Source organism: Dinoroseobacter sp. S76 (assembly GCF_049801095.1).
Classification (GTDB): Bacteria; Pseudomonadota; Alphaproteobacteria; order Rhodobacterales; family Rhodobacteraceae; genus Dinoroseobacter.
Map to the genome: position 1 here is coordinate 1 of NZ_JBNAGH010000001.1, position 14,878 is coordinate 14,878.

15 protein-coding genes are annotated in these 14,878 nt (G+C 65.2%); 10 read left to right on the forward strand and 5 right to left on the reverse strand.

The features are described 5' to 3' along the window. Positions 1-21 precede the first annotated feature (21 nt). Positions 22-912 carry a DMT family transporter gene (locus tag ACP153_RS00005; protein ID WP_424968914.1) on the reverse strand — a complete coding sequence of 297 codons (891 nt, stop codon included), beginning with the start codon at positions 910-912 and terminating at the stop codon, positions 22-24. Positions 913-991: 79 nt separating this feature from the next. Here ACP153_RS00005 and ACP153_RS00010 point away from each other — a divergent pair, with 79 nt between their 5' ends. The 6 genes from ACP153_RS00010 to ACP153_RS00035 all read left to right on the forward strand — a co-directional run bounded on the left by ACP153_RS00010 (position 992) and on the right by ACP153_RS00035 (position 5,844). Continuing rightward, entirely contained in the window at positions 992-2,299 is a 1,308-nt protein-coding gene (locus ACP153_RS00010; protein ID WP_424968915.1) for a cation:proton antiporter, read from the forward strand. 61 nt (positions 2,300-2,360) lie between these two features. Then, entirely contained in the window at positions 2,361-3,116 is a 756-nt protein-coding gene (locus ACP153_RS00015) for an SDR family NAD(P)-dependent oxidoreductase (RefSeq protein ID WP_424968916.1), read from the forward strand. 87 nt (positions 3,117-3,203) lie between these two features. Then, positions 3,204-3,944 carry a DUF533 domain-containing protein gene (locus ACP153_RS00020; protein ID WP_424968917.1) on the forward strand — a complete coding sequence of 247 codons (741 nt, stop codon included), beginning with the start codon at positions 3,204-3,206 and terminating at the stop codon, positions 3,942-3,944. A 131-nt stretch (positions 3,945-4,075) separates the two neighbouring features. Continuing rightward, positions 4,076-4,336, forward strand: coding sequence for a hypothetical protein (locus tag ACP153_RS00025; RefSeq protein WP_424968918.1), 261 nt, complete (start codon positions 4,076-4,078; stop codon positions 4,334-4,336). Between the two features lie 96 nt (positions 4,337-4,432). After that, complete coding sequence (locus tag ACP153_RS00030; protein ID WP_424966906.1) at positions 4,433-4,846, forward strand: Fur family transcriptional regulator; 414 nt, start codon at positions 4,433-4,435, stop codon at positions 4,844-4,846. Positions 4,847-4,932: 86 nt separating this feature from the next. Continuing rightward, complete coding sequence (locus tag ACP153_RS00035; RefSeq protein WP_424968919.1) at positions 4,933-5,844, forward strand: pirin family protein; 912 nt, start codon at positions 4,933-4,935, stop codon at positions 5,842-5,844. A gap of 154 nt (positions 5,845-5,998) precedes the next feature. Here the strand turns inward: ACP153_RS00035 and ltaE are convergent, their stop codons facing one another. Next, entirely contained in the window at positions 5,999-7,030 is a 1,032-nt protein-coding gene (ltaE, locus tag ACP153_RS00040; RefSeq protein ID WP_424968920.1) for a low-specificity L-threonine aldolase, read from the reverse strand. A 188-nt stretch (positions 7,031-7,218) separates the two neighbouring features. Here ltaE and eno point away from each other — a divergent pair, with 188 nt between their 5' ends. Together eno and ACP153_RS00050 are read left to right on the forward strand one after the other, a co-directional pair. Then, positions 7,219-8,493, forward strand: a complete 1,275-nt coding sequence (gene eno / locus ACP153_RS00045) for a phosphopyruvate hydratase (protein WP_424966909.1) — start codon at positions 7,219-7,221, stop codon at positions 8,491-8,493. Between the two features lie 146 nt (positions 8,494-8,639). Beyond that, the gene (locus ACP153_RS00050) at positions 8,640-9,560 is read left to right on the forward strand and encodes a DMT family transporter (RefSeq protein WP_424968921.1); all 921 of its coding nucleotides are present in this window, start codon (positions 8,640-8,642) and stop codon (positions 9,558-9,560) included. A 100-nt stretch (positions 9,561-9,660) separates the two neighbouring features. Here the strand turns inward: ACP153_RS00050 and ACP153_RS00055 are convergent, their stop codons facing one another. After that, a complete protein-coding gene (locus ACP153_RS00055; protein ID WP_424968922.1) occupies positions 9,661-10,479 on the reverse strand; it encodes a spondin domain-containing protein in 819 nt (272 codons plus the stop codon). Between the two features lie 289 nt (positions 10,480-10,768). On the opposite strand from ACP153_RS00055, the gene ACP153_RS00060 reads away from it, so the two are divergent. Then, the gene (locus tag ACP153_RS00060) at positions 10,769-11,194 is read left to right on the forward strand and encodes a cupin domain-containing protein (RefSeq protein WP_424968923.1); all 426 of its coding nucleotides are present in this window, start codon (positions 10,769-10,771) and stop codon (positions 11,192-11,194) included. Here the strand turns inward: ACP153_RS00060 and ACP153_RS00065 are convergent. Beyond that, on the reverse strand, positions 11,191-12,273 hold the full coding sequence (locus ACP153_RS00065) for an anhydro-N-acetylmuramic acid kinase (protein WP_424968924.1): 1,083 nt from the start codon (positions 12,271-12,273) through the stop codon (positions 11,191-11,193). The genes ACP153_RS00060 and ACP153_RS00065 overlap by 4 nt on opposite strands. A gap of 51 nt (positions 12,274-12,324) precedes the next feature. Between ACP153_RS00065 and tyrS the strand changes: the two genes are divergently transcribed. Continuing rightward, entirely contained in the window at positions 12,325-13,578 is a 1,254-nt protein-coding gene (gene tyrS, locus ACP153_RS00070) for a tyrosine--tRNA ligase (protein WP_424968925.1), read from the forward strand. A gap of 257 nt (positions 13,579-13,835) precedes the next feature. Here the strand turns inward: tyrS and ACP153_RS00075 are convergent, their stop codons facing one another. After that, entirely contained in the window at positions 13,836-14,807 is a 972-nt protein-coding gene (locus ACP153_RS00075; RefSeq protein ID WP_424968926.1) for a DUF3179 domain-containing protein, read from the reverse strand. Positions 14,808-14,878: the final 71 nt, after the last annotated feature.

Sequence of the window (14,878 nt, forward strand, 5' to 3'; positions counted from 1 at the left end):
ATGCGAACCGCGCCCCTAGCCTCAGACCTTGCCCGGACGGTTGATCAGCACCAGCCCGACGAGCAGCATCGCGAAGGAGAGCCACAGGCTCCCGCTCAGGGGCTCGTCCAGAAGGAGCCAACCAAATCCGAACCCGCTCAGCGGCATCAGGAACCCGAAGCTCGCCACCCCATTGGCCGGGTAGATCGACAAGAGCCACAACCAAAAGATGTAGCCCGTGGTCACGATCACCACGATCTGGAACCCGAGGCTCCAGAGATGGATCGGCGCCAGATCCCGCACCAACGGCCCGAAAAGCGGCGCGATCGCCAGAAGCACCACGGCCGACACGCTCACCTGCCAGAGAAGCTGGATCTCCGGCCGCACCTGCCGCAGGGGCGAGGCCTTGGCCACCAGCCCGATCCCCGCCCAGCAGATCGCCGCCCCGAGGGACAAGAGATCGCTCAGCAGGGTGCCGGCCCCGATCCCCTCCCCGCGCCCGGCAAAGGCTACGGCCACCCCGCCAAAGGCCAGCGCGAGACCGAGGATCTTGACCGGTGTCATCTTCTCGCCCGGCAGCACCCAATGGCCGATCAGCGCGAGCCAGACCGGCATGGAATAGAAGATCACACTGACCCGGGTGACATTCCCGAGATCCAGCGCGTTGAAGAGAAACACGAACTCCAGCGCAAAGATCGCCCCGATCCCGAGACCGGCCATCGCCGTGCCCGGTGCAATCTCGACCTTGATCCCGCGAAACCGCATCCAGATCAGGATGCAGACCACCGCCCCGAGCGAGCGCAGCCCGGCGGCAAAGACCGGTTGCAACCCCTCGCCGACCACCTTGATCGCCACCTGATTGATGCCCATCAGGAGCGCGAAGCCGATCAGGGCCACCGCGCCGAAGGCGTCTACACTGTCGCGGCTGGGCATGAGGCTCTCCGGGTTACTATCGCCCTCGGTACCCCCATGTTAGGCTCTGCGCAACCCGGACCAAACCACGAGAAACCCGATGGATTTTGTACAGATCACCTCATTGTTGATCGTCTTGGCAGCCCTGTTCAGCACGTTGAACTACATGTTCCTGCGCTTGCCCCCGGCGATCGGCGTGCTGGTCGTGGCGCTGCTGGCCTCCATGGCGGTTCTGGGGATCGACGCTCTCTTTCCGCAAAGCGAGATGGCCGAGACCATGCGCGGCGCGGTCACCGCGTTCAACTTCTCGGACGCCTTGCTCGACGGGATGCTGGGGCTTTTGCTCTTTGCCGGGGCGCTCCATGTGAAAATCTCGGATCTGCGGGTCGAGGGGCGGATCGTGCTCCTGATGGCGACCCTGGGCGTGCTGATCTCGACCCTCGTGGCCGGGCTGGGCCTGTGGTGGCTGGCAGGCGCACCGATCCTGATCGCACTCGTGTTTGGCGCGCTGATCTCGCCCACGGATCCGGTGGCCGTGCTCGGCATCCTGCACAGCACGAACCTGCCGCGCAGTCTGGAGACCAAGATCGCGGGCGAGAGCCTCTTCAACGATGGCGTGGGCTATGTGGTGTTCCTGCTGCTCGTGGGGCTCGCCTTCCCGTCCGAGGCCCATGGGGGCGAGAGCGGTCTGATCCATGCGATCCTCCTCTTTGTGCGCGAGGCGGGGGGCGGCGCGCTGATCGGGGGCGTGCTGGGCTGGCTCGTCTTCAAGCTGATGGCGCGGGTCGATGACACCTCGGTCGCTGTGCTGCTGACGCTGGCGCTGGCGCTGGGGGGCTACTCCCTGGCCGAAACCCTCGGCGTGTCGGCGCCGATCATGGCGGTGGTGGCCGGGCTGATGATCGGTGAGGCGATGACAGAACACGTGATGTCCGAAGAGACCCGCGGCCATGTGGACACGTTCTGGCACATCATCGATCAGGTGCTGAACGCGATCCTCTTCCTGATGATCGGGTTCGAAATCTTTGCCGTGACCTTCACCCAGGCCTCGATCGAGATCGCGATCATCGCCGTGGGGCTGTCGCTGGTGGCGCGGCTCGCAGCGGTGATCCTGCCGAGCTACATGATGCGCAAGACGGAACCCATCACCCCCGAGGCGATCCCGATCATGACCTGGGGCGGATTGAAGGGCGGGATCTCGGTGGCGCTCGTGCTGTCCCTGCCCGAAAGCGATTGGTCCACGCTGTTGCTCACGGCGACCTATGTGGTCGTGGTCTTCTCGATCATTGTGCAGGGCCTGACCGTGGCGCCGCTGGCCCGGTTGCTGACCCGGTCCCATGGCACGCCGGAGGCCGCGCGCAAGGCGCCGGTGGACACGGATGCCGAGGCGCGCCCGACCGCAGACTGAGCCCGAGCCTTGACAGAATGCAGGGCAAGACGCGACCCTCGCTGAAAACCAGCGGGGGATCATGGATCTTGTCGTCGTAACAGGGGCTTCCAGCGGGGTTGGCGCAGCCACCGCCCGGGCCGTGGCCGAAACCGGCGCGCAAGTGGTGCTCGTGGCGCGCAACGCAGAGGCCTTGCGCCGGATCGCCGGGCAGATCGGCAAAGGCGCCGTGGTCGAGCCCTGCGATGCCAGCGACTGGCAGGCCGTGGACCGCATGGCGGGCGATGTCTTCGACAATTACGGCACGCCGGATGTGATCATCAATTGCGCGGGCGCGGGTCAGTGGAAGACCCTGCCCGAAACCTCCGCTGCCGAGGCCGCCGAGATGATGGGCGCGCCCTACTTCGCGGCCCTGCACACGACCAAGGCCTTTCTGCCCCAGATGCTCGAGAAGGATCGCGGCACGATCCTCCATGTGAACTCGCCCGCCTGCATCGCGCCCTGGCCTTCGAGCGTCGGCTATGCCGGAGCACGGGCGGCCCTGCGCGGGTTCCACGCGGCTCTGGCGCAGGACCTGCACGGGACGAGCCTGCGCAGCTGTCATGTGATTTTCGGCAAGATCAGTTCGGAGTATTTCGACCACAATCCCGGGGTCGAAGACCAGATGCCGCGCCTGACGAAGATCATCCCCACCCTGACGCCCGAGGCCTGCGCGGCGAAACTGGTGCAGCTCGCCCGGCAGCCACGCTATGAGGCGATCTATCCCGGGATCCTGCGGCTTTTGCTGATGTCCGGCGCGCTGGCCCCGCCGCTCACCCGTTGGCTTGCGCGGCTCTGAGCGCAAAATCGCGTTCCGCGGCTCGCTGGGGATGACCCGCAAGCGCCCCTGTGGCAGCATTCCGCGCGTATGATTTGGGAGGACAAGATGAGTTTCATGGGAACGCTCGCCAAGGTGGCGATCGGATATGCGGCGGCGCGGGGCGTCGACAAGCTCTCGGGCGGCGAAGGACTGGCCGGACTTCTGGGGGGCACCGAGGGCGAAGGGCTGCAATCCATGCTCGGAGATCTGGGCACTGGCGAGGGCGGCGGGCTCGAGGGCCTTCTGGGCAATCTCGGCGGGGATGCCGAGGGAGGCCTGGGCGGGCTGCTCGGCAATCTGAGCGAGGGGGCCGGCGGAGATGGCGATGGCGGCATGCTGGGCCTTGCCGGGATCGCGGGCGCGCTGGGGCTTGCGGGCGGGGCCGCGGCGGCCACCACGAGCCTGGGCGATATCCTGTCGGGCAATATCAATGACGGCGCGGACAGTGCCGAGGATGAGGAGAAGGCCAAGCTCCTGCTGCGCACCATGATCCAGGCGGCGAAATCCGATGGTGGGATCGACATGCAGGAGAAGCAGCGCATCCTCGACATGGTGGGCGATGCGAGCCCGGGCGAGATCAGTTTTGTCACCGCCGAGATGCAGGCGCCGCTGGATCCCGAGGGCCTTGCGTCGGATACGCCCCCGGCCCTCACCGAGCAGGTCTATTCCACGGCTTTGATGACCATCAAGCTCGACAACGAGGCCGAGGCGCAGTTCCTGGCCGAGCTGGGCCGGGCCCTGGGGCTCGCCCCGTCCCGGATCGATGATCTGCACCGGCAGATGGGCGCGCCAACGCTCTATTCCTGAGGGTCCATGTCGGACGTCTCATTCCTGACATCCATGTGATCCAGTTCACAGACCCGGCGGCGCGGGTCGCGCACACTTCCCTTGCGTAAAGCGCGAGACCTGACCCGCGCCCCCTTATCGGAGCTGAGATCATGCCGACAGAAGAGCTTTTTGGCGCCTACCAAACGCCCTCCAAGACGGACAGCTTCGAGTTTCGCAAGACCGAGCCCGAGGACGACGATCCCCAAGCCCTGGAGATCGACCTGAAATCCGTCATGGTCACGTCCTATTCCACCGGGGGCAGTGGCGCGGACTCAGCAGGCAAAGAAGAGCACTACTATACGGTCACGCTCACCGAAGCGACGATCAGCGAGACCGCCCCGGACACGGCCAGCGACGCCTTCCTCTTCTAGCCCCTGCGGCATTCCCCACCCGGATCCGGCCCCGCTTGGCTCTGGAACTGTCGGTCCCGATTGCGTATCAGTCGGAACACGACTTCTGGGGGGACCATGCCCGACACGATCCTGAGCCGCTGCGAGGCCAAAGGCCTGCGTATCACCGGTCCGCGCCGGGTGATCGCAACCGTTCTCGACTCGTCCAAGGATCACCCGGATGTGGAAGAGCTCTATGCCAGGGCGACGGCGGTAGATCCGAGCATCTCTCTGGCGACCGTGTACCGGACCGTGAAACTCTTTGAGGAGGCCGGGATTCTCGAGAAGGTGGATTTTGGCGATGGCCGCGCGCGCTATGAAGATGCGGAGCGTGACCATCACGACCATCTGATCGACCTGAACTCCGGGCATGTGATCGAGTTCGTCTCCCCCGAAATCGAGGCCCTGCAGGAAAAGATCGCCGAAAAACTCGGCTACCGGCTCAAGGGTCACAAGCTCGAACTCTACGGCGTGCCGATCAAGAAGGGCTGAACCCTGCACAGATCCTGTGCGGGTCCGGGCGTTGTGACGGCGCCGCTCTGACGGCATTCTCGGGTGCAGATCAGAGGAGCGCCGAGATGACTTTCCGTCCCGTGACATCCACCCATATGGCCCAACCCACGATGGAGGGCGCAGGTGTGCATCTGCACCGTGTCTTCGGCTTTGGCGATCCAGGCGAGAGCGATCCGTTCCTCCTGCTGGATGATTTTCGCAATGATGATCCGCGCGCCTATGAAAAGGGCTTTCCCTGGCATCCCCATCGCGGGATCGAGACGATCACCTATGTGCTCGAGGGCGAGGTGGATCACGGCGACAGCCTCGGCAATCACGGCACTTTGGGGGCGGGATCGGTACAATGGATGACCGCCGGATCGGGGATCCTGCATCAGGAGATGCCGCGCGGCAATGCTGCCGGGCAGATGCACGGGTTCCAGCTCTGGGCGAACCTGCCTGCCGCACAAAAGATGACCGCGCCGCGCTATCAGGACATCGCCGGCAGCGATATTCCCGAGGTGATCGAGGATGATGGCACCAAGGCGCGGGTGATCACGGGCTCCTTCTGGGGCGCCAAGGGACCGGTCGACGGGATCGCGGCGGAGCCGCAATATCTCGACATCTCCATGCCGCCCAACACCCGGCGCAGCCTGCCCGTGGACACCTATGCCAACACCTTCGCCTATGTCTTTGCCGGATCCGCCAGGTTCCACGACGCCTCGGCGCCGATTGGCGTGCGGGTGGAAAAGGAGCTCGCGGGCGAGGAGCTGAATATCCGCGACATGTCCGGCAATCGGACGCTGGTGCGGTTTGATACGGGCGATGAGATCTCTGTGACCTCGGGCCCTGAGGGCGCGCGGTTTCTGCTGGTCTCAGGCCGTCCGATCCAGGAGCCTGTGGCCTGGCACGGCCCAATCGTGATGAACACCCGTGCCGAGTTGCAACAGGCGATGCAGGATCTTAACAACGGGACCTTTATCAAACCGGTGGTCTAGTCCAGCCGCCGCACCAAAAAGGTTATGTGCCTCCGGCGGGGATATTTCCGGACTTAAGATCCCGTCAGGACACGCCCAGCGGTCCCGTCTGTGCGCGCTGCGGGTCCCTTAAGTCTCCAAATATCCTCGCCGAAGGCAGTCTGGACGGCTGCGGCTAGCGCAAGGATTGGAAAGCTGTGATGGCGACGCCAAGGGCGGCATCATCCACGTCGCGGTGGAGCACGAGGCGGATCTCCGGGCTCCCCGCGCTGATCCGAACCCCCTTGGCTGCAAGACGCGGGCCGATCTCTGGCGCGAGCTCAGGCGCGGGGGTGAAGAAGACCATATTCGTGGCCAGCCGCACCTGCCCCAGGGGGCGCAGTGCCTCGGCCAGTTGCGCGGCGCGGGCGTGATCCTCGGCCAGCCGCGGCACCACATGGTCCAGCGCCCAGAGCGCCGCCGCCGCAAGCACGCCGATCTGACGCATGCCGCCACCGAGCAGCTTGCGGGCGCGCCGGGCCCGGGCCAGAACATCGGCGGGACCGACGAGCACAGTGCCCGCCGGAGCACCGATCCCCTTGGACAGACACAGCGAGACCGTATCGCCGATCCGGGCCAGATCCTGCTCGGCACAGCCCAGGGCCGTGACCGCGTTGAAAAAGCGCGCGCCGTCAAGATGGATGGCGAGCCCGGCGGCGCGCCCCGCCTCTGCTGCGGCTTCCATGCGCGAAAGCGGGATCGCTCGCCCGCCCACGGTGTTCTCGAGGCTGAGCAGGCGCGAGGCCGCATAGTGCGGATCATCGGGCTTCAGGGCGGCGCGGATATCTGCAGGCTCCAGCGCGCCATCCTCTGCCACGGGCAAAGGGTCGAGGGCGAGGCCGCCCAGAACGCTCGCCGAACCCGCCTCATCCGCATAGATGTGATACTCCCGCCCGGTGATCACCTCATCGCCACGCCCGCATTGCGCCAGAAGGCAGGCCAGATTGCTCATGCAGCCCGTGGGAAAGAAGAGCCCGGCCTCTTTGCCCATGCGCTCGGCCAGATGCTGCTCGAGCCGGGTAACGGTCGGATCGTCGCCGTAGCAGTCATCGCCGACCTCGGCCGCGGCCATGGCAGCGCGCATCTCGGCGCAGGGCTGCGTCACCGTATCGGAGCGCAGATCGCAGAGCACCTTCTCTGCCGCAAAGCTTCCTGCATAGAGCACCATGGCCCGCCTCCGATCCTTCCTGTGATACACTCACGCCTGTCTATCGCTGCCCGGGACCCTTTCGAAAGAGCCACTGCGACAGAAAATGCGCCTCTCGGCCCGGCTCACAAGGTATTTCAGCAGTTCAAACCCCGCCTGCCCCCTGCTAAGGAACGGGCCAAGTCCGACGCACCAAAGGAAACGACCCCATGTCCATGATCGTTGATGTCTATGCCCGCGAAATTCTCGACAGCCGGGGCAACCCGACGGTGGAGGTTGATGTCACCCTTGATGACGGAACGCTGGGCCGTGCCGCTGTGCCCTCCGGCGCCTCGACCGGGGCCTATGAGGCGGTGGAGCTGCGCGACAAGGATACGGCGCGCTATTTCGGCAAGGGCGTGCGCAACGCAGTGGCCTTTGTGAATGGCGAGATCGCCGAAGCGCTGGTCGGCACGGATGCCACGGATCAGGTCGGCATCGACGCCGCGATGATCGAGCTTGATGGCACACCCAACAAAGGCCGTCTCGGCGCGAATGCGATCCTTGGCGTGTCCCTCGCGGTCTCCAAGGCGGCGGCCGAGGCCACGGGTCAGCCGCTCTATCGCTATGTCGGCGGCACCTCCGCGCGCGTTCTGCCGGTACCGATGATGAACATCATCAATGGCGGCGAGCATGCGGACAATCCGATCGACATTCAGGAATTCATGATCATGCCCGTCTCCGCCGACAGCATTGCCGAAGCGGTGCGCATGGGCGCGGAGGTGTTCCACACTCTCAAGAAAGAGCTCTCTGCGGCGGGCCTCTCCACCGGGATCGGCGATGAGGGCGGCTTTGCGCCGAACCTCAGCTCCACCCGCGATGCGCTCGACTTCGTGCTGAAGGCGGTCGAAAAAGCGGGCTACGTGCCGGGCGAGGACATCTACCTCGCGCTCGATTGCGCGGCGACCGAGTATTTCGAGAATGGCCGCTACGAGATGAAGGGCGAAGGCAAGACCCTGACCCCGGAAGCCAATGTCGACTACCTCGAGGCGCTGGTGAATGACTATCCGATCCTCTCCATCGAGGATGGCTGCTCCGAGGATGACTGGGAGGGTTGGGCGCTTCTGACCGAGCGGCTCGGCGACCGGGTGCAGCTGGTGGGCGATGACCTCTTCGTCACCAACCCCGAGCGTCTGGCCGAAGGCATCCAGAAAGGCTGCGGCAACGCGCTTCTGGTGAAGGTGAACCAGATCGGCACCCTGACCGAGACGCTGGCCGCCGTGGATCTGGCCCATCGCAACCGGATGGCCTGCGTGATGTCCCACCGCTCCGGCGAGACTGAGGACGCGACCATCGCGGATCTCGCAGTGGCCACCAATTGCGGGCAGATCAAGACAGGCTCGCTGGCGCGCTCGGACCGGCTCGCCAAGTACAACCAGCTGATCCGGATCGAGGATGAGCTCGGCGAGACCGCGATCTACGCGGGCAAGTCGATCCTGCGCTGAGCGGATCCCGGCACCTGATGTGACAGGCCGCTGCGGGGATCCGCGGCGGCCTTTTTGATTTGCAGCCCCGCGGGCCGCGTGGAGCTGCATCGCATTTGAAACGGCCCGCGATGGACCTGTCGCGGGGCAATTCGTAGATTGGTCCCATGAGCCACGCACCACCAAACTCGGACCGCCCGCTCGCGGGCATGGGAATGATGCTGGTCTTTTGCGCACTGGCGCCGCTCGGGGATGGGCTGGCCAAGCTGCTCGGCGGGGTTGTGCCGCTGGTGATCCTGCTGCTGGTGCGGTTCGGGTCGCAGGCCGTGCTGTTGAGCCCTGTCCTGCTCCGCCCTGCCCCGCGGTTGAGCCCGCGGCAATGGCGATTGATCGCCCTGCGCACCGGGTTGCATATGCTGGGCCTTGGGCTGATGTTCACGGCGCTGCGTTTCCTGCCCCTGGCGGACGCGGTGGCGATTGCCTTCGTGATGCCTTTCATCATGCTGCTGTTGGGGCGTTTCGTCTTGGGCGAGGCGGTGGGGCCCCATCGCATGGTGGCCTGTGTCTTCGGGTTTCTGGGCACTTTGCTGGTGATGCAGCCGAGCTTTGCCGAAGTGGGGTGGCCCGCCCTGTTGCCCGTGGGGGTGGCGATGAGCTTTGCCCTCTTCATGCTGGTGACGCGGCAGATGGCGCAAGAGATCTCTCCCCTCCGGCTGCAGGCGCTTTCGGGCGTGATGGCGAGCGTGGTGCTGCTGGGATTGCTGCTCTTCTGGGGGGACAGTTTCGGGCTGCGCACCTTCTGGCCGGATCCGCAAACGCTGCTGCTGATGGCGGTGCTGGGTGTGATCGGGACGCTGGCTCATCTGGCCATGACCTGGGCCTTGAAGCTGGCGCCCTCGGCAACCCTGGCGCCGATGCAATATCTCGAGATCCCCATAGCCACGCTGCTTGGCTGGCTGATGTTCCGCGATCTGCCCAATGGGATCGCCGTGCTCGGGATCACCGTGACCGTGGCAACCGGTCTCTACGTGATCTGGCGGGAGCGTCGCGCGGCGCAGACGCCGACCCCGGTGCCGCCACCGCTCTGACATGCTCCCGCCGTGGTCCCGCGGAGCGAGGGTTTGCCCCGCGAGACGTCTGAATAGGCATGGCGCGGCCTGCCAAGGCACGCCGCGCGGACGCGCTGGCTCAGGCCTTGGCGCGCTGGGACCGACGACGCGAGGTCAGGCCCATGGCGCCGAGACCGGCCAGCAGCAGCGGCAGCGCCGCCGGCAGCGGCACAGGGGCCACTTCCTCAAAGCTGATCGAGGCCAAGGCCGCGCCCACTGCATTGCCATCCACGGTGAAGCCCGCGACGGTCGGCTGACCGAAGAGGAAATCGATCCCGCTCAGCTCCACAACACCGCCGACAGTTTCGGTGGCGGTGCCACCGGCGGCGGAGAAGGCTGCGCCGAGGCCGTCATTTTCCTCGGTGCCGCCATCCCAGATGTCATTGGCATCCACGAGGATCTCGGAGATGTTCGTGAAATTGCCTTGATCGTCGAACAGCTCATAGGCCAGCGGATTGCCGTTGCCCACAAACGTGTCGTTGGACGGGATCACCATGGACAGGAACGAGTAGTAGCGATTGTCGCTCGGATCGAGATCGATCACGAAGGTCGTCACCTCACCGGCATCGAGCACCGGCGGCTGGCCCGGCTGCGACCCGAAGCCCTGGGGGCCGGTGGCGACGGCGGTTTGAGCGTTGATCCCGAGACTGTTGATCCGCTCGATCTCGGCCCCGACCATGCCTTCCTCGGCGATGGCCTCAAGCTGCGAGGAGGCGGCAGAGCCCTCCTGGAAGCCCGCATAGGTGCCATCGTGGAACACATTGAGGAACGGTGTCAGATACAGCCCGTCCGTGTCGCTGAGGTTCTCAATGGTCACCTGCAGCGACGTCGCATGCACCATCCCTGCTGTCAGACTGCATGCGCTGGCCAGCAACGCTGCTCTGATCATTGTCTTCATAATACTAGTCTCCTGAAAGTCTGGCACCACCCAATCGGTGCCGCGCCCACGGAGAAACAGATTGGTAAACCACACAAGCACACGGCCGCTCACCTCCGCGCGAGCGACATGTAAGTCCTTGAAATCCTGTATATCACGTTCTTGGGACAGGCCCGTGAGATCCCGTGAGCAAGGTGAATTCGGAGGGGTTGGCCCCCGGTCGGGACGTCACGGGGGCGTGACCTCAGCCCCGCGCAATTGTATCCTCGCGCGCAACAGTTCCTCCCGCAAACGCCACAGACAGGACCCCATGGACGCAGATGACATCATCGCCCGCCTCGAGCTTGCCCCCCATCCCGAAGGCGGCTGGTACCGCCAGACCTGGATCGCCGAGGCAGAGGGCGATGCCCGTCCGGCAGGAACTGCGATCTACTTCCTGCTGAAGGCCGGTGAGCGCAGCCATTGGCACCGGGTCGACGCAGCGGAGATCTGGCACTGGTATGGCGGCGCGCCACTTGACCTGTGGCTGGCTGCGACCGAGGCCGGACCTGCCACGCGCCATCCGCTCGGGCCGGATCTGAGCCGCGCCGCCCCGCAGGTGATCGTTCCGGAAGGCCACTGGCAAGCCGCCGAAAGCACCGGTGACTGGACGCTTGTGGGCTGCACCGTCTCCCCCGCCTTCCGCTTTGAGGGGTTTGAGCTTGCGCCCAAGGGGTTCGACATCCCCCGCGCTTAGGCGCCCGGCGTGCTGGTCACCCCACCGCCGACCGGGGTCGAGACCCCGGTCGTGCCCGGAAAGGAGGTCGGCATCCCGTTCAGGACCCGCACGGCCATATAGCCGAAGGCCTGCGCCTCGATCATGTCGCCATCGAACCCGAGCTCTTCCACCGGCAAGACGTTACATGAAGAAAATCGCGCAATAAACTGTTTCAAAGCGGTATTCTTGCGCCCGCCACCACAGAGGATGACCTGATCCACCGCGTCCGGTAGAAGCGCGATCCCCGCCGCCACGGAGGCCGCCGAAGCCGCCGTCAGGGTCGCCACTGCATCCGCAGTCTCCAACCCTGCGACCGCCTCCGGCAACCAATCGAACGCATCCCGATCCAGAGATTTTGGCGGCGGGCGCAGGAAGTAAGGATCCGCCAGCAAGCGGTCGATCACCGGCTGGGAGATCTGCCCGGCCTGCGCCAAGGCGCCCCCCTCGTCGAACCGCGCCCCGGTGCGGGTGCGCACCAGATCGTCAATCGGCGCATTCGCGGGCCCCGTGTCGAACGCCACCAGCGCCTCGGGCCCAGTGCTCGGATCCACGAAGGTCACATTGCCGACCCCCCCGAGATTGAGAAAACAGACGGGCCGCGTTAGCCCCGCGCTCTGCGCCACGGCCCAGTGATAGATCGGCGCGAGCGGCGCCCCCTCCCCGCCCAGGGACACATCGACCGAGCGGAAATCCCAGACCACCGGACAGCCCACAGCCTTGGCCAGCGCGGCCCCATCGCCCAGCTGATGGGTCCCTTCGGCGCGCGGCGCATGGGCGAGCGTCTGGCCATGAAAGCCCACCACATCCGGCCGGTCGAACCGGGCGATCACTTCAGCATGGGCACGGGCCACGACCTCCGCCGCCGCCTCCAGTCCCGGCCCGGGCCAGTGCCCGAGCACCGCGCGCAGGGCATCGCGCTCAGCCTCCGTATAGGGGCGATAAGTAGACGGCCCCTGCTCCAGCACCCGGATCCCATCCGTGCGGATCAGAGCGGCATCCACCCCGTCCAGTGACGTACCCGACATGCAACCCAGCGCCCAAAGCGGCTTTCCCTTCATTCCCGTCCCCGATATAGACCTCGCGACACTTCAAGATGGACCGATCCGGCAATGACCTACCAGCCCAAATCCGACTTCATGCGTGTGATGATGGAGCGCGGCTTTCTCGCCGATTGCACCGATTATCAGGCGCTGGACGAGGCCCTGAGCACGGGCGTGGTGCCAGCCTATATCGGCTTTGATGCGACCGCGCAGTCGCTCCATGTGGGCTCGCTGATCCAGATCATGATGCTGCGCTGGCTGCAAAAGACCGGCCACAAGCCGATTGTCCTGATGGGTGGCGGCACCACCAAGGTGGGCGATCCGAGCTTTCGCGCCGATGAGCGCCCCCTGCTGACCCCGGACCAGATCGACGCGAATATCGCAGGCATCAAACAGGTCTTCTCAGCCTATGTCAGCTTCGGCGAGGCGCCCACGGATGCGCTGATGCTGAACAACGCCGAATGGCTGGACGGGTTGAACTATCTCGAATTCCTGCGGGATGTGGGCCGCCATTTCAGCGTCAACCGCATGCTCAGCTTCGAGAGCGTGAAATCCCGCCTCGATCGGGAGCAATCCTTAAGCTTTCTCGAGTTCAACTACATGATCCTGCAGGCCTATGACTTTATGGAGCTGCAGCGCCGCTATGGCTGCCGGTTGCAGATGGGCGGCTCGGATCAATGGGGCAATATCGTCAACGGGATCGACCTGACCCGGCGGATCCTCGACGAGGAGGTGTTCGGTCTGACCTCGCCGCTCCTGACCACCTCGGACGGCAAGAAGATGGGCAAGTCCCAATCCGGCGCGATCTGGCTGAATCCGGATATGCTCTCGCCCTATGAATTCTGGCAGTTCTGGCGCAACACCAACGATGCGGATGTGGAACGCTTCCTCAAGCTCTACACGGAGCTGCCGCTGGAGGAATGCGCCCGGCTCGGCGCGCTCGATGGGGCCGAGATCAACAGCGCCAAGATCGCGCTCGCGAACGCGGTGACCACCCTCGCCCATGGGGCGGAGGCGGCTGCGACGGCCGAAGCCACGGCCCGCGAGGTTTTCGAGAAAGGTGGTATGGGCGACGACCTGCCGACCCTGAGCCTGACGGCGGAGGAGATCGGCGACGGGATCTCCATCGTGCAGCTGATTACCCGTTCGGGGCTCGCGAAATCCGGCAAGGAGGCCAAGCGCCTGATCGCCGAGAATGGCGCAAAACTCGACGACGCGCCCCTCTCCGATGCGGGCCTCATGATCGACGCGGCCCGGCTCGCCAGCCCGATCAAGCTCAGCGCCGGCAAGAAGCGCCACGCGCTGATCAAGCTCGACCGCTAAAGGCACTCGGCGCGCCCCCTCCAAAGGCGCGCCCTATCCCCCTTCGCGCAACACCTCAAATCGGCTCTCTCAGCAAGATCACCCCGTGCAGCCTGCCCGCTCAGAACCATCGGTGACGCCGCAGTGCCGGAGGCACATAGCTTCCGCGCGCTCCCCACTCCCCCAGCCACTCGAACAGCCCGGCCCGCAAAAAGGGCGCGGACCTCTCAGCCCGCGCCCCAAAACATGTCTTGCGGGCGTCAGCCCGCGCCTTTGGATCACCCGTCGCCGAGCATCCATTCGCCCTCGGGCCAAAACGCGTCATAGGCAAAGGCGAACATCACATCATGGGGCAGATCCTGCCCCTCGGCGTCCCGCACGCGGATCGCACCCACATCGCGGCCATCGGCGATCCGCGAACTGTCCAGCGCCGAAGCCTTGCCCGCCTTCCAGCTGATCGTCACCCCGGCCTCGGTCACCTCCTCGGCCACGCGCAGCCGCTCCAGCGGCCAGGCGCGATCGCCAACACGGATCACCCGGGCAAGCGCGGGGATGCCGTGGGGCGGCGGATCTCCGGAATAGAGGAACGGGCGGTGAGAACTGTCATAGTTCTCATAAGGATTACGGCCATAATCGCGCCGCCAGGGCGGCTCATCCATGACCAAACCATCGGGATTGCGGGTCGAGAACGCCTCCCAGCTCTCCATCCAGGTCGGCAACTGCGTCAGGACTTCCCCGGTCTGCACGCCGACAATCCCTTCGCCAATGGCCTGCTGCCACCAGCTCTCGGTTTCACGGTCATACATCACCATGTCCGACTTGCGCAGCTTGCCACTGACCCCGAGGGTCAGGACCTGCCCATTCACGCGCCGGTCAAAGGTGATCGCCGAGTTACAGAGCGGACAGAAGGTCACCGCGATGGGTTGCCCGTCCACCTCGTCATTCACGATCTCATGCCAGGTCAGGTAGCGGATCGGATAGGCCCGGGGCGTCGCATCCCCAAGCTCCACGGCGATCACGGGCTCCATCGCCCCCAGGCGGCTTTCCGCATCCACGGAGAGAAAGCTCGGATCGCTCAGCGCCGGAATTCCGTCCTTGGGCGGCCCGCCGGAGAGGATCTCGACAAAGGGCACCGACGAGATCGAGAAATCCGTGTTTGGCCATTCTTGTTTCCAGAATTGCGGATCGGCCAGAGCCGCCCCACTCCAAAGGCAGGTCGCCGCAATTGCAGCCGTCAATTGTTTAAGCACCTTGAGCCCTCCTGTCAGATGCGCCCAAGGTGCCAATCGAAACCGGTTCTCGCTACCCCGCCTCACGGCAA

What these genes read in the sequence shown, in the direction of transcription:
- ACP153_RS00015 (WP_424968916.1), top strand. Translation starts at nt 2,361, where the DNA reads ATGGATCTTGTCGTCGTAACAGGGGCTTCCAGCGGGGTTGGCGCAGCC.
- ACP153_RS00030 (WP_424966906.1), top strand. Translation starts at nt 4,433, where the DNA reads ATGCCCGACACGATCCTGAGCCGCTGCGAGGCCAAAGGCCTGCGTATC.
- ACP153_RS00055 (WP_424968922.1), bottom strand. Translation starts at nt 10,479, where the DNA reads ATGAAGACAATGATCAGAGCAGCGTTGCTGGCCAGCGCATGCAGTCTG.
- ACP153_RS00010 (WP_424968915.1), top strand. Translation starts at nt 992, where the DNA reads ATGGATTTTGTACAGATCACCTCATTGTTGATCGTCTTGGCAGCCCTG.
- ACP153_RS00035 (WP_424968919.1), top strand. Translation starts at nt 4,933, where the DNA reads ATGACTTTCCGTCCCGTGACATCCACCCATATGGCCCAACCCACGATG.
- ACP153_RS00020 (WP_424968917.1), top strand. Translation starts at nt 3,204, where the DNA reads ATGAGTTTCATGGGAACGCTCGCCAAGGTGGCGATCGGATATGCGGCG.
- ACP153_RS00065 (WP_424968924.1), bottom strand. Translation starts at nt 12,273, where the DNA reads ATGAAGGGAAAGCCGCTTTGGGCGCTGGGTTGCATGTCGGGTACGTCA.
- ACP153_RS00060 (WP_424968923.1), top strand. Translation starts at nt 10,769, where the DNA reads ATGGACGCAGATGACATCATCGCCCGCCTCGAGCTTGCCCCCCATCCC.
- ACP153_RS00050 (WP_424968921.1), top strand. Translation starts at nt 8,640, where the DNA reads ATGAGCCACGCACCACCAAACTCGGACCGCCCGCTCGCGGGCATGGGA.
- eno (WP_424966909.1), top strand. Translation starts at nt 7,219, where the DNA reads ATGTCCATGATCGTTGATGTCTATGCCCGCGAAATTCTCGACAGCCGG.
- ltaE (WP_424968920.1), bottom strand. Translation starts at nt 7,030, where the DNA reads ATGGTGCTCTATGCAGGAAGCTTTGCGGCAGAGAAGGTGCTCTGCGAT.
- tyrS (WP_424968925.1), top strand. Translation starts at nt 12,325, where the DNA reads ATGACCTACCAGCCCAAATCCGACTTCATGCGTGTGATGATGGAGCGC.
- ACP153_RS00005 (WP_424968914.1), bottom strand. Translation starts at nt 912, where the DNA reads ATGCCCAGCCGCGACAGTGTAGACGCCTTCGGCGCGGTGGCCCTGATC.
- ACP153_RS00025 (WP_424968918.1), top strand. Translation starts at nt 4,076, where the DNA reads ATGCCGACAGAAGAGCTTTTTGGCGCCTACCAAACGCCCTCCAAGACG.